This window comes from Rhodococcus ruber (assembly GCF_027270735.1).
Taxonomy (GTDB): domain Bacteria; phylum Actinomycetota; class Actinomycetes; order Mycobacteriales; family Mycobacteriaceae; genus Rhodococcoides; species Rhodococcoides rubrum_A.
Genome location: NZ_JAPWIJ010000018.1, coordinates 1 through 19,244 on the forward strand (window position 1 = coordinate 1; position 19,244 = coordinate 19,244).

Genomic DNA, 19,244 nt, shown 5'->3' on the forward strand with positions numbered 1-19,244 from the left:
CGAGTCACACCTTCCACCTCGACGAACAACTCCAGTATCACTGAGCGGAAACTCGTAGCAGGGTACGAGTTTCTGCTCACATGCGGCGAAGCCGCTCAGGCGTGCTTGGTGATCAGGTCACCCACCCGAGGCAGTGCCTCGGTGACGTTCTTCTTGGCCGAGCCCCGCAGGCTGCCGTAGAACTTCTTGACGACGGACTTGTCGGTTTCCTCGATACGCGCATCGGTGACCGAGAGCAGCGCGTCGGATGCGGCGTCGCCATTGGCGGCGAGATACTCGCCGAACGTGCCCTGCGGAGCCGCGTTGTACGACTGCCAGAACGGGTCGAGCTTGTCCACGAAATCGGGCCACAGAGCAGAGACCGCGCTGTCGATGTACGACGGCCCGACCTTCTTCACTGCGCCGTATCCCCCCTTGACCGCGAGTCCACTCGCGCCCTTCTTGTCCGCAACCTCGGCGTCGATCAGAGCCAGGACATCGACGCGCAGCGCGTCGGCCTTCGACTCGTCGAGCAGCGAATCCTTCAGTGCAGCAACCACTTCGAAGTTCCTCCCAGATGTGTAGCGGCCCCACGCGGACCGGGCGCAAGACTACCGCAGAAGGGCGTGGCAGCGCCGAACTCGATCGATCCACCACTGCGTGCGCTCGGCGTCGGCACCGAGTTCGATCAGGGCCTGCGCATCCGGTTCGACGCTGTCGACCGGATACGTTCCGTCGACCACGTCCAGTGCCGGTGCGACGTCACGGACGAACAGGCTGCCCGTCCCCAATCCACAGGCGAATTCGAGATGCGGCAGCGCAGCGGCTGCGGCCAACCCGGCCGAGATACCGACCGCAGAATCGAGCGCACTCGACACCACCACCGGCACGCCGTACTCCGCCAACCCGCCGGCCAGTTCGAGCACCGCCCGCATCCCGCCCAGCGGAGCGACCTTCAGCACCGCGATGTCGGCGCCACCGGCCCGCACGACCTTCATCGGGTCCTCGGCTCGGCGGATGCTCTCGTCGGCGGCCACCCGTACCCCCGGCGTCCGACGCCGCAGTTCGACGAGCTCGGCGACCGAGGCGCACGGTTGCTCGGCGTACTCCAGCGGACCGTCGGCTGTCAGGGCCGTCAGCGCCTTCACCGCCTCGTCGACGGTCCAGCCGCCGTTGGCGTCGATTCGGATCCGCGGCACCAGCTCGCGTACTGCGCGGACGCGTGCGACGTCGTCGGCCAGGCTCTGCCCTTTCTCGGCAACCTTCACCTTCGCCGTTTCGGCCCCGGGAGACCGACTCAGCACCGACGCCACGTCGGAGGCGGGCACCGCAGGAACCGTCGCGTTCACCGGGATGCGTCGACGCAACGGGCTCGGCGGGCCCTCCCACGCAGCTTCGATCGCCGAGGCCAACCACGGAGCCGACTCGGGATCGTCGTACTCGGTGAACGGCGAGAACTCGCCCCACCCGGCGGGCCCGTGAATCAACATCACCTCGCGGGTCGTGATGCCGCGAAATTTGGTCCGCATCGGCATCGAGAGCACGTGTGCGCCGTCGAGCAGATCGTCGACCGCCGGGATCATTGCTGCCCCGGGAGCAACTGCACCATCAACGCCTCACAGTCGGCCAACAGGTTGCCGTCCAGATCCGTGAGCCGAGCGTTGATGAACGTCTTACGTCCTTCAACCCTGTCCACCGCACCCTCCACGATCAGCTCGGTATTCAGCGGCGTCACCTTGCGGTAGTCGATGTGCAGGTACGCCGTTCGGCTGATCGGTCTGCCGTAGGCATGCTGGATCAGGCCGAAGAGATCGTCGAACAGCAGTGGCAGCGTGCCGCCGTGCGCGGCGGAGTTACCCCCGAGGTGGAAGCGCCGGAACATACCCCGGCTGCGGACGCCGTCGGCGTCGATCTTCTCGATGATCCAGGGCATCAGCAACAACGAGCCTCGACCCGGCAGACGCGGAACTCGCCCGGCCGTCTGACGTCCCTCGGCAACCACGTGCGGCGTCAACAGCTCGATCAATTCTCGGGCCTTGCCTGCGGCTGCCTCGGCGACCTCCGCAGGCAACGAGGTGGACACCGCGAGGTCCTGCACCGTGCGCAAAGCCTCGAGCAGCTGCCCGTACTCCGGGCCCACCTTCGCCGGCACGAAGCGCGGGAAGCCCCCTCGGGTCGTTCCGCGGGCTCCACTCCTGTCTCCGTGATGGTCGTAATCGCGGTCGAGCTGCTTCGGATCGGTCATGACTGCACGCTAGCTGCACCGACCGGTCGGCACGGATGCAACCCCGACCACCGTTAAGCTGACGCCCGTGACCTTCACTCCCGAGCTGTGGCTCCCCGTTCCCGGTTTCGAAGATCTGACCGACATCACCTATCACCGGCACGTGTCCGACGCGACCGTGCGAGTTGCGTTCGATCGTCCCGAGATTCGCAACGCGTTTCGGCCGCACACCGTCGACGAGCTCTATCGCGCGCTCGAGCACGCACGGGTGAGCTCCGACGTGGGCACGGTGCTGCTCACCGGAAACGGGCCGAGCAGCAAGGACGGCGGCTGGGCCTTCTGCTCCGGCGGCGATCAGCGCATCCGTGGACGAAGTGGCTACCAGTATGCGGACGGTGAAACGGCCGAGACCGTCGACAAGGCTCGCGCCGGCCGCCTGCACATTCTGGAAGTGCAGCGGTTGATCAGATTCATGCCCAAGGTCGTCATCTGTCTGGTCAACGGCTGGGCAGCCGGCGGAGGCCACAGCCTGCACGTGGTGTGCGATCTGACGCTGGCGAGCCGCGAGCATGCTCGGTTCAAGCAGACCGACGCCGACGTCGGCAGCTTCGACGGTGGCTACGGCAGCGCGTACCTGGCCAAGATGGTCGGCCAGAAGTTCGCCCGAGAGATATTCTTCCTCGGCGAGACGTACTCGGCCGAGGAGATGCACCGTATGGGCGCAGTGAACAAGGTGGTCGATCACGCCGAACTCGAGAACACGGCCATCGAGTGGGCAGCGAAGATCAACGCGAAGTCTCCCCAGGCGCAACGGATGCTCAAGTACGCGTTCAACTTGCAGGACGACGGCCTGGTGGGCCAGCAGTTGTTCGCCGGTGAAGCGACTCGCCTGGCGTACATGACGGACGAGGCCGTGGAGGGACGCGATGCCTTCCTGGACAAGCGCGAGCCCGACTGGTCGCCGTTCCCTCGATATTTCTGATCCCCCCGATCTCCGACAGCCCTGTGGACTCGATGACGCATCGCCCCCGCCACGGCGGTGCTGCCAACGCGGTCCGAGCCTGGTTCTTTCAGCCCTTCGACTACCGCTGGATGGCGGATTTTCAGAACTCGCGTCTCACCGGACGACTCATCCGATGGGTGATGGCCGTCCTGACGCTGAACTACGGCGCACTTGCGGTGGTGTCCCTCTTTTCCGCGGACACCTCGCGGAGCGTCGTCGCGATCGGCTGGAAAGCCGTCATGCTCGTCATGGTCGTGGTGGTCGCAGCGGCGTGGATCACCAGACCGTTCCCCGGCCGATTGGGGGTGGTGGCCTTCGCTGTGTTCGCGGACTTGGGCACGGCATCCGCACTCCTGATCAACCCGATCGTGGACGCCGTTCTCACGTGCGCACTGTTCGCCGTGATCGGCACCTTCTGCACGTTCTTCCTCAGCCCGCGCTGGCTGGTGGCCCATTTGTTCTTCGCGGTGGCGTGCACTGTCGCGGCCGCAGTAGCGACCCACGCTGCCGACGACGTGGACATCGCATCGTTGATCTTCCGGACCAACGTGGTGCTGTTGGCGATTGCCGGGGTTCCGCTGACCTCGCACCTGCTGGTGACCGTCCTGACCGAGGATGCTCGAAGTTCTGTGCTCGATCCACTCACCGGGCTGCTCAATCGACGCGGACTCGATGCGGCCGTGGACGACGTGTGGCTGCTCGGGCGGGATCAGGATCGATGCGTGGCGGTGCTGGTGGTGGACATAGACCGCTTCAAATCCATCAACGACCGCTACGGGCACGAGGAAGGGGACGCGGTCATCGTGCGCGTCGCCGAGCGGCTCGAAACTCACCTCGGTGAGTACGGGGTGCTCGCCCGCACCGGCGGTGAGGAGTACCTTGCCGTGGTGTCGACGTCGCGATTGCACGTCGACGCGCTGATCCATGGAGTGCGCCGAGCCCTACGCGACCCGGCCGACTCCGTCTCGGTGACCGTCAGCATCGGGGCAGCCATCGTGTACTGGGATTCGGCGCTGTGGGATCGGGACATCGACATCGTCACGCGTGCAACACGGGTGGCGGACTCGATGATGTACGAGGCCAAAGCTGCGGGCGGCGATCGGGTGATCAAGAGCGTGCTGTGAGAGGACCCGTGGTATCCATGCGGGGTGGACATCCTCGCTTCTCGGACAATTCTGCGCCCGGCCGACTATCGAAAGACCCTCGAGTTCTATCGCGATGGCCTTTCCCTTGCCGTGTTTCGGGAGTATCCCGGCGGCACCGTGTTGTTCGTGGGCCAGGGGTTGCTCGAGATCGCGTCGCATCATCGCGGTGACGAGCCAGGAACGTTCGCCGGCGCGCTCTGGCTGCAGGTACGCGACATCGATTCGGCCACCGAGGAATTGGAATCGGCTGGAATTCCGATCGTGCGCGAGGCGCGAACTGAACCGTGGGGCCTGATCGAAATGTGGATCGAGGATCCGGATGGGATTCGGATCGTGCTGGTGCAGATCCCGCAGGATCACCCGCTCCGACGGGACAACCGCTAACTACTGCCGGCGCTGTCGGCAATCGTGCGCAGTACCGACTGCGCCGACTGTGGACGCGACCACAGGTACCCCTGTGCCAGGGTGCACCCGAGCTCGAGTGCAGCATCGGCCTGTTCGCGGCTCTCGATGCCTTCTACGATCATCGTCAGTTCGAGGTCCTTCGCCACCCCAGCCAACGACCTGATCATCGCCCGTCCGGCGACCGTATCGACGAACCGCGTCAGGTGACCGTCGATCTTGATGCCGTCGGGCTGCAATGTCACCAACCGCTCGAGCGAGGACCAGCCCGAACCGAAATCATCGAGCAGCACCCGGAAACCCAGCCGATGCACGTCGTCGATATGCCTGCGCAGCAGCGGCCCCGGTGTCACCGCGGTGGTTTCGGTGAGTTCGAGCGAGATGGACGACGGAGACACCCCGGACGACGCGATGGCGCGTTCGAGATGGCTGACGCCGTCGGGGTGGGCGAGGTGGCGTCCGGAAATGTTGACCGTCAGTCGAAGGTCAGGACGGTGGACGTGCCACTTCTTCATCTCGGCCGCGGCCTGAGCGAGCACACTGAGGTCGACGTCGATGATGAGTTCGCTGGCCTCGGCGAACGGGACGAAATCCGCTGGTACCACCATCCCGCGGGTGGGGTGGTGCCAACGAGCCAACGCCTCGAAGCCGACGATCTCCTCGGTCCGCAGATCCACGATCGACTGGAACCAGGGCACGATGTGACCGTCGGCGATGGAGTCGGCGATGTCGTTGTCGCTCCCCAGGCGGATGACGCCGGATCCGACGCGGCGATGCAGATCGAGTTGCTCTTCGAGTACCGACGCGAACTGTTCGAGTTCCTGCATCTGCTCACCCGAAAGTGATCGCGGCGTGCGATCGAGTAGGCACAGTGTGCCGATGACCAGGCCCTCTCGACCGCGCAACGGAACGGAGGCGTACGACTCGATGCCGTTCTCGTCCAGGATGGCGCGCTGCCGGGTGGTGGCGTGAACGCGTCCGTGCGCGACGACTGCGGGCACCCCGGTGCGCACCACGTCGTCGCACAGCGTGTCGGCTCGCTCGACGGTGGACACCGGCGGCCCGCCGACGTTGACCAGCGTGTACTGAGTGTCTTCGTCGAGCACGTTGAGCTGGGCGATGGCGAATCCGACGCTGCGAGCGGCGAATTCGACCGTCGAACGCAGCGCGGGAGTGGTGGCCTCGACATCGAGATATCGACGAGCGGAGTCGCTCTGTCGGCGAGACTGGGAGCGCGCGGTGTCCGCGACCTCACCGTCCACCGGCATCTCCTCACCCAAGACGACCGGGCCCGTTCTGGAACCGGATCCAGGTGAGCTTAACCGTGCAAGATCGGCAGATTCGACCGATAGCCCAACTCGGAGTGGTCACAACGACGGATAGCGCGTGTGGAGCAGCCGGTGCCGCAGCACCGCAGCTGCAAGCCGCCTGCCTTCGTCGGTCGCGACCGATCCGGCAGTAGACGACCCGGACGTACGATCGCGATCCGACAACTCGACTGCTCCGAGTGCGCTCAGCTCGACGACCAAGGTCCTGGCCAGGGGTTCGGCATGCTCGGGAGCCGGAACCTTGCCTGCGTGGGTCCACCCCTCCGCACGCAACAGTCGCGCCAGGTCGTCGGCGCTGGTCTCAGTATCGGCGACGTCCTGACCGACGATCATGCGAGCGAGAACGACCTCCGCGGCGATAGTGTCCGGGTGATATCCAGTGCCGACGAGGCCGCCGGTGAGCACACGCCACAGCCCGTCGGAGCTGAGCTGCCGGGTGCGGGCAGTGGGCACCAACCGCCCGGCGGAACGACGCAGCAGACGCACCCTCATGAGCAGGCGTCGGAGCACGAGAACTTTCTCGGTGTCGAGTTCACGACCGACATGCTGATCTTCTGGGTCATTCCGCAGGCTCCACTCCCGCGCACGCTCGTTCGGAGAAAAAACGGTGTTTGCGATGGTTGCCACGAGCTCGTCGGGCAAGTATCCGGCATCGGTCAAGGTGACACCGTCGCCGATGCATCCGATGAAGGTCTCCAGCCTGCGAACGCAGCCGTACATCGGCTCGACGGCATCGTGCAGCGCATCGCGCAGCCCCAGATAGAGCTCTGCCCGCGGTGCGCTGTAGCTGCTCCAGAGTTCTATGCGGTGGTCGAGCAGCTGTTCCAGCAGAACGGCCTCGCAGCCGTCCCTCCCGCGATCGGCGGTCAACACCGCGTCGGTGACGCCGCGTCGCCGCATGGCCCGCGCGTTGGCACCGAGAGGTCTACCACCTGGCCTCGACGGATCGAACTCACCGGCGATGGTCGCCACTTCCAGTGTCTCGCCGATCTTTTCGACGATGACCCGCTCGATGCCGGTGGGGGCGTCCTGCCAGGTGACCAGTTCGGTGTCGAGGGCACCGATGCCCGACTGATCGGTGGCCGCGCGGTACTTCTGCAACCAGGCCGCATCGTCGGGTGTTCGGACGAGCTCCTCGGTGACCGCGCTGCGCGCGATGTCCGCGTATACGACGCGGCCGAGTCGGTCGAGCAACTCGCCGAGCGCGCGAGCAATGTCGACGCCGCGATCGGGACCCTCCGCGGCGTGCCGCAGATAGACCCAGAGAAAGGACTGCACAGAATGTTGAGTGGGGCCAGCCGGCGGAGACACACCGATCAGACCGTCCCACCCCAGACGCGCATCGGCAGCGAGCGCGGGATCGACGGAATCGAAATACGACAGAGCGGCCGACACCGCGTCGTCCATGCTCGATCCCTTCACGGTTCCACTGTTCCACAACGGCTCGGTTCGAGACGACGACCGCCGTGTGCTGCGACACAGCAAAATTGGACATATAAGGCAATTAGGTGAACGGGAGATGAACTGCGGGCGACTTCACAGCGCCCAAGAAGAACACTTCGCAAGAAATTTCCGCGAAACAACGTTCATGTCCCACACTTTCCACCGTGAGCGCTGAATTTCTCGTACTTCTCGTGGTGGTCGTGACGGCATTGGCCTTCGACTTCACCAACGGTTTCCACGACACCGCCAACGCCATGGCGACGTCGATCGCGACCGGGGCGCTGAAGCCCAAGGTCGCGGTCACCCTGTCTGCCGTCCTCAATCTGGTCGGCGCCTTCCTATCCGTAGAGGTGGCCGCCACCGTCGCGAAAGGCATCGTCAACCTCGGCGATACCGGCGGCCAGGCCCTGCTGACCATCATCTTCGCCGGCCTCGTCGGCGGCATCCTGTGGAACCTCGCCACCTGGCTCCTCGGCATCCCGTCGAGCAGCTCGCACGCACTGTTCGGCGGCCTCATCGGTGCCACCATGGCGGGGCTTGGAACCAGCGGTGTCGTGTGGGACGGGGTATGGAGCAAGATCGTGTTGCCCGCCGTGCTGGCTCCCATCGTCGCCGGCCTCGTGGCCACCGTCGGCACCTGGATCATCTACCGCATCACCAACGCAGTGCCCGAGAAGTCGAAGGAGCGCGGATTCCGCTGGGGCCAGATCGGTTCGGCTTCGCTCGTCTCGCTCGCACACGGCACCAACGACGCCCAGAAGACGATGGGCGTGATCTTCCTGGCGCTCGTCGCCTACGGCACCGTCTCACCCGATGCCGAGATGCCCCTGTGGGTCAAGGTCACATGCGCGCTCGCCATCGCGTTGGGCACCTACCTCGGCGGCTGGCGCGTCATCCGCACCCTGGGCAAGGGCCTGGTCGAGATCGCATCTCCGCAGGGCATGGCCGCCGAATCATCCTCTGCAGCAATCATTCTGACGTCGAGCCACCTCGGACTCCCGCTCTCGACCACCCAGGTTGCCACCGGCTCGATCCTCGGATCGGGACTCGGCAAGCCCGGTGCCGCAGTGCGGTGGAACGTCGCAGGCCGTATGGCCGTCGCCTGGGTCATCACCTTGCCGCTGGCCGGAGTGGTCGGTGCCGCGTGCTGGCTGCTCGCCCACACGATCGGCGGTCTACCCGGCATCCTCGTGGTCTTCGCCATCCTCGTCGGCCTGGCCACCGCCATGTACATCCGCTCGCGCCGCGAACCCGTCGATCCGGACAACGTGAACGCCGAGTGGGACGGCGGACTCGTTCCCGCCGCCACCGAAGCCGACTCCCCCGCGAAGGTCTGAAGACACCATGGAAACCCTCAAGCACACGCTCGATTCGCTCTGGCAGGTCGTTCTCGTCGGACTCCTGCTCGGTGCCGGACTGCCCGCGATCTTCGCTTTCGGACTCAAGGCACTCTCGGTCGGTGAGCCCTCGGACGAGGCCACTGCCTCGGGCACCACGCGCGTGGCCCGGCCGGCAGTCGCCACCGCCGCGGCCGTTCTCTGTTTCGTAGTAGTCGTCGTCGCGATCGTCGCCGGAATCCTCTTCATCATGAAGAACTTCCTCGACAGCACGTTCGGCATCTCCGTCTTCTGACACACCCGAGAAGGGGTACAGCTCTCATGACCGACTCCACCAAGACCGCATTCCCGGCCTCGGTGCTCGAATGGCTCCGAGCCGGATATCCCGAGGGCGTTCCGCCCAAGGACCGTTTCCCGCTCGTTGCGCTCCTGCGCCGCGCAGCACTCACCGACGCTCAGGTGCAGGAGATAGTTCTCGAACTCGTCTCTCCCGCCAACGGCGCACTCGACGACGGTGCCATTTCGACCGACGAGATCGCGACGTACATCCGCGAACAGATCGACGCCGAGCCGACGGCCGAGGACATCTCTCGTGTCTCGGCGCGGCTGGCAGCCGGTGGTTGGCCGCTCGCGGATCCGGCGGCCCTGTAAGTCCATGTCGGTCCCGTCGTTCCTCCACTCGATAGTCGGGTGGCTTCGCGGTGGTTATCCCGACGGGGTACCCGAAGCGGATTACGTTCCCCTCCTTGCTCTTCTGAATCGGCGACTGTCCGACGACGAAGTGCAGTCGGTGATGGATGCCCTCATCGCCGACGGCCGGCTGCCTGCCGACAAAGCAGGTATTTCCGTCACCATCACCAAGGTCACCAACGAGATGCCCCGGGAAGAAGACGTCAACCGGGTACGAGCGAACCTCGCCGCCGGTGGCTGGCCCCTGGCCGACCCGTTCACGCTCCGCCGCGAGGACTAATCTCGCACGTGTGCTCGAGAGCGTTCCCATTCCGACCGGACCGGCCGCGGCAGACATCCTGCCGCGGCTGAGCCGTGTGCTGGCCGGTGACGGACCGGCCGTACTTCCTGTTCCCGCCGACGATCCACGCGAGATCCGACGCCTGCACGACGCGTTGGCCCCCGGAACCCCCATCGACGACGACGTCGCATTGGTCGTCGCAACCTCCGGTACGACGGGAACACCCAAGGGCGCCATGCTGTCTGCGTCCGCTCTGGTCGCGTCGGCGACGGCTACCGAGGAGCGACTCGGCGGGCCTGGCTCGTGGCTGCTTGCGTTGCCCGCGCACCACATCGCCGGAATGCAGGTCTTGCTGCGCAGCGTGCTCGCCGGAACGTCGCCGGTGATCATGGATGTCTCCCACGGCTTCGACCCGGTCGCCCTGATCGAGTCGGTGGGCCGAATGTCGGGTCCCCTGCGCTACACGTCACTGGTTCCCGGCCAGTTGGTGAAGGCATTCGAGAACCCCGAGGCCGTTGCTGCGTTGGCCTCGCTCGATGCTGTGTTACTGGGCGGGGCTGCCACGCCGATACCGTTGCGGGAGAAGGCACATGCTGCAGGGATCCGCTTGGTTCGAACGTACGGAATGAGCGAAACCGCAGGCGGCTGCGTGTACGACGGAGTTCCGTTGCGCAACACGGTGGTGCGCATCGACGCAGGCAGAGTCGTGTTGGGCGGTAGGACCCTGGCCTCCGGGTATCGCGGATTACCCGAGCACCCGGCGTTCGCCGAGCCGGGATGGTTCCGCACGGACGACGCGGGAACAATGGTCGACGGGGTATTGAGCATTACCGGCCGACTCGACGAGGCCATCTCGACCGGTGGCCTGACCGTCGTACCGCAGGTTGTCGAAGCAGCGCTGGCAACGCATCCCGCAGTGCTGGAGTGCGCGGTCGTCGGGTTGCCGGACGAGCGCCTCGGCCAGAGAGTGGTGGTCGCAGTGGTCGCCTCTGCGCCGGTGACGTTGGCGGAGTTGCGTTCTCACGTCGAATCGTCATTGGACATCACGGCCGCGCCACGTGAGTTGTTTCTGGTGAAATCACTGCCGACCCGAGGCCCGGGAAAACTGAATCGAGCAGAATTGCGGACTGTGCTCGGGAAGCGCTGAGCGGGCCGCCGCTCGGCTCGTTCGGGCGCAAACGCGAGCGCGTTTGCGGCGGTCAGTTCAGCGGCGTGCCTTGATGGTGTATCGATTCCCATCCCGATGTCGCGCGTCGCCACAGCGAGGTTCGACGCGCTCGCTTGCCCGATGTTTGCGAAATCCAGTGCACAAGAACGAAATCCGTACCGACCGCTCGCCCACTCAGTTCGAGCACCTCGATCTCGACGGAATCTTCGGTGCCCAGTAGTTCGAGGATCGACGTCTTGTCCCACACCGCGCCCGAAGCTCCCACTTCGGTGAAGTCCTCGGCGAACAGACTGACCAGCCGCCCGCGGTTGCGTCGACATTCTGGGGTCTGCAACTCTCGCTCGAGCGCCAGAACAGTCGCAAGATCGGGGTCGAACTCAGTACGACCGGCGTCGTTGGGCAACATGAGTCACTGTCTCACGATGAGTCACTGTCTCACGCACAAACGCGAGCGCATTCGCCAGGTGCGCGCGAGATAGTCAGCGAACTCGCGCGCGTCCGGCAAACGCGCTCGCGTTTGCGCTCGATCCGGTTCCGGGTCAGGCTCAGCGCTCGATCAGCTCAACCCGCCATTTTCTCGTACAGTCGCTCCACGTCGGCGTCGGACCATCCCGGCGGATCGAGGATGTCGGCCCACATGCGCACCGCGTCGGCTCCGTAGCTGTGGCCGTGACCGTCGTCGACGTCGGTGGAGAAGACCTGATCGAAGGTCAACTGCCAGAACGTGACAAACGGGAACCACTGCACACCCGGGTCCACGTCGGTGCCACGCGGTTCGTTCAGCCAGTCGGGTCGGCCCAGAATCAGATCGGGTGACCACCACACGATGGGGTCGGATGCGTGCTGCCAGTATACGATTCGCGGCTCCTCCCACGGTCCGCCGATATCGAGATCACCGGAAGACCCAGCGAAACGGACGTGTTCGCCGCCGTTGATGACAGGCAGGATCTCGCGGGAACCGGCGTCGCGTCCACCGGTGATGCGGGCCCATTGAGGAGTGAAGTTCGGGTTGCCGACCCACAGGGCACCGTCGATGCGCGCAATCATGTCCTGTGCACCGCTGAATGCATCCTGCCCTCCGTACGCACCGAGGCTCTCACCGAACAGCACCAACTTGGGTCGTGAATCTTCCGGAAGTTCGCTCCACACCGCGTAGATCGCCTCGAAGAGTGCTCGTCCGGCATCCTGCGGAGTCTGACGGTCGGCCAGAAATGCCATCGGGCTCGGCAGGAACGAGTACTGCATCGACGCAATTGCCGAATTACCGCCGTACAGATACTCGAGGGGGCCGGCCACGGATTCGTTGACCCACCCACGTCCGGTGGTGGTCGCGACACCGAGCACGGCCCGCGAGAATGCGCCGGTACGTTCGAGTTCGGCCACCACGCGCTCTGCGACGCCCTCGACGGTGTCGGCCGACTCGACACCGGCGTACGCGCGGATCGGTTGCACTGCAGGTCTCCCGGTGAATTCGCTGATCTCGTCGGGCGATGCTCCCGAAACGACAAACCGTCGACCCTCCTGTCCCAGCGAATCCCATTCCTCGTTCGAGGCATCCGAACCCGAAAGCTCCTCCGCCGTTGGCTTTTCCACCCCATCGTGGTTGCCGCGATCGGCAGTCGATGCGGACTTCTCCGCGACGGCCACGATTCCCCGAATCAATGCGCCATTGACAGCGAACACCACCAGCAGGGCAACCACGATCACGCTGGCGATCCTCGCCACCGGCCTCGGTACGTACTGCTTGCCCCAGCGCGTCAGTGCCCGAGTCGCTCTGCGCAGCAGGCGTCCCAGAGCAAGCACGGCCACCGCCACCACCAACGAGAGCACCAGCACCGCGACATACAGCGGCCGGCCGGGGTCTTCCACGCCGACCAGCTTGCGGACGATCTGCTGCCACCAGGATCCGAGGATCAGGAACAGCGGAATCACCACCACCGCAGCCGCGGCCAGCGCCCACCACCCACGTCGACGCCACTGCTGCGACCAGTCCGGTGACACTCCGCAGAGCCGGACCACCCAGGCAATGAGGCATCCCACGCCGTAACCGATCGCGACACTGATACCGGTGGCCACCGCCTGCAGGTACCACGCACGGGGCAGCAGAGAAGGAGTCATCGACAGCGCGTAGAACACGAGCGCGAAAAAGATCCCGACGGGATGTAGTGCGCGGCAGTACCGATCCGCTCGTGAATCCCGCCAGTACGAACGTATCGAGGACGACCGCTGTGTGGTCACCCGACGATCGTATTGGCCCGCCGACTGGGCTGTACCCACTTCGACGTGCAAGCATTCAACGCATGAGTGTTCTGGTCTGCTTCCATGCACATCCCGACGACGAAGTGTTCGGCACCGGCGGGGTGATGCGTCTGGCTGCCGATGCCGGCCATCGCGTCGTTCTCGTCACGGCAACCGACGGTGCCTTCGGAGAGTTTCCGGACGGAATCCTCACCGACGGCGAGACACTGGCAGAGCGCCGACGCACCGAGCTGGATCGTTCGGCCGCCGTTCTGGGAGTGGACCGCATCGTTCGGTTGCACTACGCCGATTCCGGAATGGCGGGCACTCCGGAAAATGCCAATCCGGAGGCCTTCTGCAACGTCGACGTCGACACCGCGGCGGGGCGATTGGCCGACGTGCTGCTCGAAGAGCAGGCCGACGTCGTCACCATTTACGACCCGAACGGTGGATACGGCCATCCCGACCACATTCAGGTGCACGTGGTCGGCAAGCGCGCCACCGAGATCGCCGAGACCAGGTACGTGTACGAAACCACGACCAACCGCGATCACATGCGCCGACTGATGGAGGCAAATCCGCACTGGGGCGAGGAGGCGTCACCGCCGGACATGGAGACGTTCGGACTGCCGGAAACCGAGATCACCACGGTGGTCGACGTGTCCAGCGTGATCGCGGCGAAGCGAGCAGCCATGGAAGCGCACGAGACCCAGGTCGGCGATTTCGGTCCGTTTCTGCAGATGCCCATCGAACAACTCACCACCGCCTTCGGCACCGAATGGTTCAGGAAGCTGCGCGGTACCGGTGGCGTCGGCCTGACAGAGACCTCGCTGCCACTGTGACACCGAAGAACAGGTGACACCACACGGCAGGTGACGGCACGAGACAGGTGACGCAAGCGCGACGTACGCGTCGTGCAAGCGGTCGGGGCGATCGTTGTCCCCATGACCACACCAGCTATCGAGGCCGACGGCCTCGTCAAGACGTTCGGCAAGCAACGCGCGGTCGACGGCGTCAGTCTGATCGTCCCCACCGGGGCGGTCTACGGCGTACTCGGCCCCAACGGCGCGGGCAAGACCACAACGGTCCGCATGCTCGCCACCCTCCTTCGACCCGACGGCGGCTCGGCCCGAGTTTTCGGCCGAGACGTCGTCGCCGACGCCACCGCGGTTCGGTCGCTCGTCGGCGTCACCGGCCAGTACGCAACGGTGGACGAGGATCTCACCGCAACCGAGAATCTTGTCATCTTCTCTCGGCTTCTCGGCCTGAGTCGACGCGACAGCAAAGCCAAAGCCGTCGAACTCCTCGAGGAATTCGGGTTGACGGACGCGGCGTCGCGACCGTTGAAGTTGTTCTCCGGTGGCATGCGGCGGCGCCTCGATCTGGCCGCGAGCCTGATCTCGGCACCGCCGCTGCTGTTCCTCGACGAGCCGACCACCGGGCTCGACCCCCGCACCCGCGCCCAGATGTGGGACACCATCCGTCGGCTCGTCGCGGCGGGCTCGACCGTTCTACTGACCACTCAATACCTCGACGAGGCCGACCAACTGTGCGATCGCATCGCCGTCATCGATCACGGCCGCGTGATCGCCGACGACACTGCCGACGGGCTCAAGTCCTCGGTGGGCACCTCCGCGCTGTCACTGACTCTCACGGACCGAAACCAGATCGACGACGCCCGAGCTTTGGTTGCGAAGCAACTGGGCACCGACGTGTCGGTCAGCCCCGAGTCCGCTCGTCTGACTGCACCCATGACCGACACATCGATGACCCCCGACATCTTGATTCGCCTGCGCGACTTCGGCATCGACGTCAGCGAGATCACCGTCACCAAACCCAGCCTGGACGAGGTCTTCCTGACCCTCACCGGCAAGAGCGCAGACGAGGACGCAGCATGACCACCACTCTCACTCCGCAATCGTCGACGTACATCGACCCCGCCGACCGTCCGGTCGTCCGACACATCGGCCTGGCCCGCACCGCCGCCCAGTCCGCCACCATGGGATATCGCGGGCTGCTCAAGCTCCGACACAACCCCGAACAACTCACCGACGTGGTGCTTCTACCGGTGATCTTCACCCTGATGTTCAGCTACATCTTCGGCGGTGCGGTTGCCGGCGACGTCACGTCCTACCTGCCGATGATCGTGCCCGGAATCCTGGTGCAAACGGTGATCACCGGTTCCGTCGTCACCGGCACACAGCTGCGAGAAGACATGGACAAGGGTGTCTTCGACCGATTCCGATCTCTGCCGATCGCCCGAATCTCGCCGCTTGCAGGAGCATTGATGGCCGACGTCATCCGCTACCTGATCGCCGCGGTCGTCTGTTTCCTCACCGGGTTCGCGATGGGCTACCACCCCGCAGGTGGAGCACTCGGCCTCGTCGGAGCCGTCCTGCTGGTGATGTTCTGCGCCTGGGCGATCAGCTGGATCTTTGCGCTCCTCGGCACCGTGATGAACAAAGCCTCTTCGGTGCAGGGCATCTCGATGCTGGTGCTGTTCCCGCTGACGTTCCTGTCCAACGCCTTCGTCGACACCTCCACGATGCCGAGCTGGCTGCGAGCGTTTGCCGACATCAACCCCGTCTCACACCTGGTGACGGCGGTCCGAGAGCTGGCGAACAACGGGCACTTCGGTATTCACGTCGTGTACTCACTCGTCGGAGCCGTGGTCATCGTCGCCATCTTCGCCCCACTGACCGTGAAGTCGTACATGCGCAAGGCCTAGGACACGGGAAGCGAACTCAAGATCTCTTGCAGTGCAGCATGTCTGGTGATACCAGCAGCCCGCGCGATACCGGCGTCGACCGTAGGGTCACCGACAATCGCGCGGGCTGCGGCCACATGCCGATCGATGCGCATCGACGGAAAATCCTGGCGACCCACCGCCCGGTCCGACGCGGCCAGCAACCGAACTCCACGTTCGCGGTCCCCGCACTGCACCTCGAACGAACCCACTGCGCACGCAACAGCACCGAGCATCGGAATATCGTAGAAACCGCCAGGCACCAACGCATTCCACGGCGTGCGCACCAGCTCCCCCACCGCTTCGCGCATCTCCACCGCACGACCGTGCAATACATGCGCTCCGACGGCCGCGCACACCAGAATCGTCATGAACGGATCACTCGCGTCCTGCGACGGCCAGCCGCCGATGGCCAGTGCTTCCCGAAATTGCGCCAAACCTCGTTCGACGTGACCGTCTTCCACATCCGCCGCTGCCCGTGCCGCAGTCAGCGACGCAGACGTAGACTGCTGCTGCGCACGATCCCACCGAGCGCCGGAATCGTGCGCAGGCCCCCGATCAGCGGTGTCACCGGAATTGCCCGGACTCCAGTCCTGCGCCATACCTCCCGACGCCAATTCCTCCACCAGCGCCCGCCCCTCGTCCACCCGACCCGCGCCGATCAGGGCCATTGCCAGAAAGGTTCGGGTTTGCATGCTCTCCTCGTAGGCATGCATCGCCCACATGACATCGGCGGAGGTTCGATAGTACTCGGCGGCTGTGGCTTGATCACCTGCCAAGCCGTAGGAGCTGGCAAGTGTCTGCGAGGTGGACCCCACTGCCCACAGATCACCGCGACTACGCGCGATGGCGAGAGCGCGCTCACCGTCTCGAATCGACTCGTGCAATCGCCCCGAATTCTGTGCCAGCATCGCGCGAACGACGTACGAGTTGCAGCGAACGTCGTCGAATTCGGAGCGAGTGGCGAGAGCCAGTTTTCGGGCCAAACCCCGACCCCCGATGTGGTGAACGAGTACCTCGGCATTGAACCGCAATCCCGGTGAGATGTCGGTTCTGTGGCGCAACAGTTTTCGTAGATCGACTCGGACTCGCGCTACCCGACGCAGTTGTCGTCCGTACGCGAAATGCGCCGCCAGAACCAGCATGCACATGACGGCGTTGTCGTCGGGTGTCTCGGCGATCCCGCGGCGGATACTGCTCTGCACCCTGTCGGCCCAGTTCAGCACCTCGGAATGCGCGCCACGCATGGCCCAGAAGTAGCCCAGTACCGAGAAAAGAGTGCAGACGTGCTCCGAAACATCATGCGCGAAAGAATGTCTCATCATGGAGAGCAGGTTGTCGTGCTCCGCCTCGAGCAGTAGAACCATCTCGGCCGGACGCCCACCGGCATAGCCCGCGGAAATCCTCGTCGACACCGCAGTCGACCAGGCACGCAGGCGTAGGGAAACCTGCTCTTTCTCCCCACTCGCGTCCAACTGCTCCTCGCCGTACTCGCGGACGGTCTCGAGCATGTGGTAGCGCACGCCCGTCGAAGTCTCGGCAACGGTGACCATGGACTGGTTCACCAGACCGTCGAGCGCGAACGACACATCCTCGACCTCGGACCATTCCGCCACCGTTCGCGCCGCGTCGAGATCGAAGCCCGCAGGAAAACGACAGAGCCGCCGAAGAGTTGCCCGCTCTGTAGCGTCGAGCAGATTCCAACTCCAGTCGATGACCGCGTGCAAGGTTCGATGGCGTTCCGGACGGGTTCGGTCCGTCGATCGCAGCAGCGCGAATCGTTTGTGCAACCGACTGCCGATGTCCTCCACACTCATCGACTTCACTCGCGCTGCAGCCAACTCGATAGCCAGGGGCAGGCCGTCCAAAGTGCGACACAGAGCCGCGACCGCATCGGGTTCGAGCCGTACAGACGGGCGAACAGCACGAGCTCTGATGCAAAAGAGCTCTGTTGCAGGCGAATTCGGGCCGAGAATGCCGAGCGAGGGCAGCGGAAACACCGATTCGGCCGTCGACCCCATCGGCGAACGAGAGGTCGCCAATACCGTCACCAGATCCGTTGCGGCCACCAACTCGTCCACAACTGCCGCCACCTCGTCGATCACGTGCTCGCAGTTGTCGAGGATCAACAAGCCTCGGCGGGTCGAGAAGACGTCGACCAGACGCTCGTGAATCGAGTGCACCCGGGCGACCTGAAGACTGCCGACGGTGAAATCCGCCTCGGTCAATCCGAGGGTGGCTCCGATCGCCGAGGCGACGTCCTCGCCACTGCGCAGCGATGCCAACTCCACGAACGCCACCGGCATCGAATCGGCAGCTCGATGGCCCAGGGCATGCGCGATGCGTGTCTTGCCCGCGCCGCCAGGACCCAGGACGGTGGTGACGCGAGAGGTGCGCAGCAGTTCCTCGATCGCATCGATGTCGTCGCCTCGACCGATCAGGGCATTGGGCGCGGCACGAAGACCGATGGTCTGCAGCACCTTCGGTGCGTCGTGGCCGAGAATTTCGGCATTCAGTGCAGTCGTCGCGGGCGAGGGATCCGCTCCCAACCGCTCGGCGAGATCGCTGCGCAATTCCGCGAACACCGTCAGCGCGTCGTTGGGTCGGCCGACACCGTGCAGTGCGCGCATGAGGTCGGCGGCAGCCTGCTCGTCGGCTGGGTCTTCGGCCGCGCGGGCCTGCGCATGCGGCAGAGCGTCGCCGAATCTTCTCAGACCGAGGAGCGCCGCGACCCGCAGGGACTTCAGCGCCGTGCCGACCTTGTCGGCCTCGACCCGAACGGAGTCGATGGGCTCACCGCGCCACAGATCGAGGGCTTCGACCACCAGGTCGAGTGCATCCTGAAAGTGCTCCTCAGCGAGGTGACCCTCCGCGCCACGGAGCAGAGCACGGGCCTGGCCGAGATCGGTGTCCTCGGTACTCAGAACCAACCGATATCCCCCGGGCCCGCTCTCGAGAGCGCCCCTGGGCAGCGCCGATCGCAGCCGAGAGATCTGTGTCTGCAGAGCATTCTTCGGCGATCGGGGAGGCTCGCCGGGCCACAGCTCCTCGATGAGCACCTGCGAGGAACGCGCCCGCCCCGGATCCAACGCCAACGCCACCAGCAGAGCCTGCGCACGTGTACCCGATACCGGCACGGAACTGCCGTCGATCACGGTCGTCACGACGCCGAGAATCCCCACCACCGGAGGTTCGGCTGTGAGGTGCGTCGTCTCGGGATACGCGATGTCGTTGGGCACTGTCCTCAGATCGTAGGCCGCG

The 19,244-nt window shown here is 65.1% G+C and carries 19 protein-coding genes; 11 read left to right on the top strand and 8 right to left on the bottom strand.

The window, feature by feature from the left end; genetic code table 11:
* Positions 1-95 precede the first annotated feature (95 nt).
* The 3 genes from O4220_RS26465 to O4220_RS26475 are packed head-to-tail and all read right to left on the bottom strand — an operon-like array spanning position 96 to position 2,224.
* The gene (locus O4220_RS26465) at positions 96-539 is read right to left on the bottom strand and encodes a DUF6918 family protein (RefSeq protein ID WP_269608524.1); all 444 of its coding nucleotides are present in this window, start codon (positions 537-539) and stop codon (positions 96-98) included.
* A gap of 51 nt (positions 540-590) precedes the next feature.
* Positions 591-1,562 (bottom strand): o-succinylbenzoate synthase, encoded by a 972-nt coding sequence (locus tag O4220_RS26470; protein WP_269608525.1) that lies wholly within the window; start codon positions 1,560-1,562, stop codon positions 591-593.
* Positions 1,559-2,224: a PaaI family thioesterase gene (locus O4220_RS26475; RefSeq protein ID WP_269608526.1), complete on the bottom strand. Its 666-nt coding sequence runs from the start codon at positions 2,222-2,224 to the stop codon at positions 1,559-1,561. The genes O4220_RS26470 and O4220_RS26475 overlap by 4 nt, the downstream gene beginning before the upstream one ends.
* Before the next feature lie 67 nt (positions 2,225-2,291).
* Between O4220_RS26475 and O4220_RS26480 the strand changes: the two genes are divergently transcribed.
* From O4220_RS26480 to O4220_RS26490, 3 genes are read left to right on the top strand one after another with little or no spacing between them, the layout of a single operon-like run.
* Positions 2,292-3,185: a 1,4-dihydroxy-2-naphthoyl-CoA synthase gene (locus O4220_RS26480; RefSeq protein WP_037171788.1), complete on the top strand. Its 894-nt coding sequence runs from the start codon at positions 2,292-2,294 to the stop codon at positions 3,183-3,185.
* 32 nt (positions 3,186-3,217) lie between these two features.
* Entirely contained in the window at positions 3,218-4,330 is a 1,113-nt protein-coding gene (locus O4220_RS26485; RefSeq protein ID WP_269608527.1) for a sensor domain-containing diguanylate cyclase, read from the top strand.
* A gap of 24 nt (positions 4,331-4,354) precedes the next feature.
* A complete protein-coding gene (locus O4220_RS26490) occupies positions 4,355-4,735 on the top strand; it encodes a VOC family protein (RefSeq protein ID WP_269608528.1) in 381 nt (126 codons plus the stop codon).
* Here O4220_RS26490 and O4220_RS26495 read toward each other — a convergent pair.
* Positions 4,732-6,015 (bottom strand): EAL domain-containing protein, encoded by a 1,284-nt coding sequence (locus tag O4220_RS26495; protein WP_269608529.1) that lies wholly within the window; start codon positions 6,013-6,015, stop codon positions 4,732-4,734. The genes O4220_RS26490 and O4220_RS26495 overlap by 4 nt on opposite strands.
* Positions 6,016-6,120: 105 nt before the next feature.
* On the bottom strand, positions 6,121-7,503 hold the full coding sequence (locus tag O4220_RS26500) for a hypothetical protein (RefSeq protein WP_269608530.1): 1,383 nt from the start codon (positions 7,501-7,503) through the stop codon (positions 6,121-6,123).
* A gap of 185 nt (positions 7,504-7,688) precedes the next feature.
* Here O4220_RS26500 and O4220_RS26505 point away from each other — a divergent pair, with 185 nt between their 5' ends.
* From O4220_RS26505 to menE, 5 genes are read left to right on the top strand one after another with little or no spacing between them, the layout of a single operon-like run.
* Complete coding sequence (locus O4220_RS26505; RefSeq protein WP_269608531.1) at positions 7,689-8,861, top strand: inorganic phosphate transporter; 1,173 nt, start codon at positions 7,689-7,691, stop codon at positions 8,859-8,861.
* Between the two features lie 7 nt (positions 8,862-8,868).
* Complete coding sequence (locus O4220_RS26510) at positions 8,869-9,156, top strand: hypothetical protein (protein WP_269608532.1); 288 nt, start codon at positions 8,869-8,871, stop codon at positions 9,154-9,156.
* Positions 9,157-9,182: 26 nt separating this feature from the next.
* Complete coding sequence (locus O4220_RS26515) at positions 9,183-9,512, top strand: DUF3349 domain-containing protein (RefSeq protein ID WP_037171792.1); 330 nt, start codon at positions 9,183-9,185, stop codon at positions 9,510-9,512.
* Positions 9,513-9,516: 4 nt separating this feature from the next.
* Positions 9,517-9,831, top strand: a complete 315-nt coding sequence (locus O4220_RS26520; protein WP_269608533.1) for a DUF3349 domain-containing protein — start codon at positions 9,517-9,519, stop codon at positions 9,829-9,831.
* A 10-nt stretch (positions 9,832-9,841) separates the two neighbouring features.
* Positions 9,842-10,978 (top strand): o-succinylbenzoate--CoA ligase, encoded by a 1,137-nt coding sequence (gene menE, locus O4220_RS26525; RefSeq protein WP_269608534.1) that lies wholly within the window; start codon positions 9,842-9,844, stop codon positions 10,976-10,978.
* A 52-nt stretch (positions 10,979-11,030) separates the two neighbouring features.
* On the opposite strand, the gene O4220_RS26530 is transcribed toward menE, so the two are convergent.
* Both O4220_RS26530 and O4220_RS26535 read right to left on the bottom strand, forming a co-directional pair.
* The gene (locus tag O4220_RS26530; protein ID WP_269608535.1) at positions 11,031-11,405 is read right to left on the bottom strand and encodes a DUF4440 domain-containing protein; all 375 of its coding nucleotides are present in this window, start codon (positions 11,403-11,405) and stop codon (positions 11,031-11,033) included.
* A gap of 155 nt (positions 11,406-11,560) precedes the next feature.
* Positions 11,561-13,237, bottom strand: coding sequence for an alpha/beta hydrolase (locus O4220_RS26535; RefSeq protein ID WP_269608536.1), 1,677 nt, complete (start codon positions 13,235-13,237; stop codon positions 11,561-11,563).
* Positions 13,238-13,299: 62 nt separating this feature from the next.
* Here O4220_RS26535 and O4220_RS26540 point away from each other — a divergent pair, with 62 nt between their 5' ends.
* From O4220_RS26540 to O4220_RS26550, 3 genes are all read left to right on the top strand, one after another.
* Positions 13,300-14,079, top strand: coding sequence for a PIG-L family deacetylase (locus O4220_RS26540; protein ID WP_269608537.1), 780 nt, complete (start codon positions 13,300-13,302; stop codon positions 14,077-14,079).
* Positions 14,080-14,181: 102 nt separating this feature from the next.
* On the top strand, positions 14,182-15,135 hold the full coding sequence (locus O4220_RS26545) for an ATP-binding cassette domain-containing protein (RefSeq protein WP_269608538.1): 954 nt from the start codon (positions 14,182-14,184) through the stop codon (positions 15,133-15,135).
* Entirely contained in the window at positions 15,132-15,965 is an 834-nt protein-coding gene (locus tag O4220_RS26550; protein WP_269608539.1) for an ABC transporter permease, read from the top strand. Before O4220_RS26545 ends, O4220_RS26550 begins: the two co-directional genes overlap by 4 nt.
* Here the strand turns inward: O4220_RS26550 and O4220_RS26555 are convergent.
* On the bottom strand, positions 15,962-19,222 hold the full coding sequence (locus tag O4220_RS26555; RefSeq protein WP_269608540.1) for a BTAD domain-containing putative transcriptional regulator: 3,261 nt from the start codon (positions 19,220-19,222) through the stop codon (positions 15,962-15,964). The two genes, O4220_RS26550 and O4220_RS26555, sit on opposite strands and share 4 nt — an antisense overlap.
* Between the last annotated feature and the right edge of the window lie 22 nt (positions 19,223-19,244).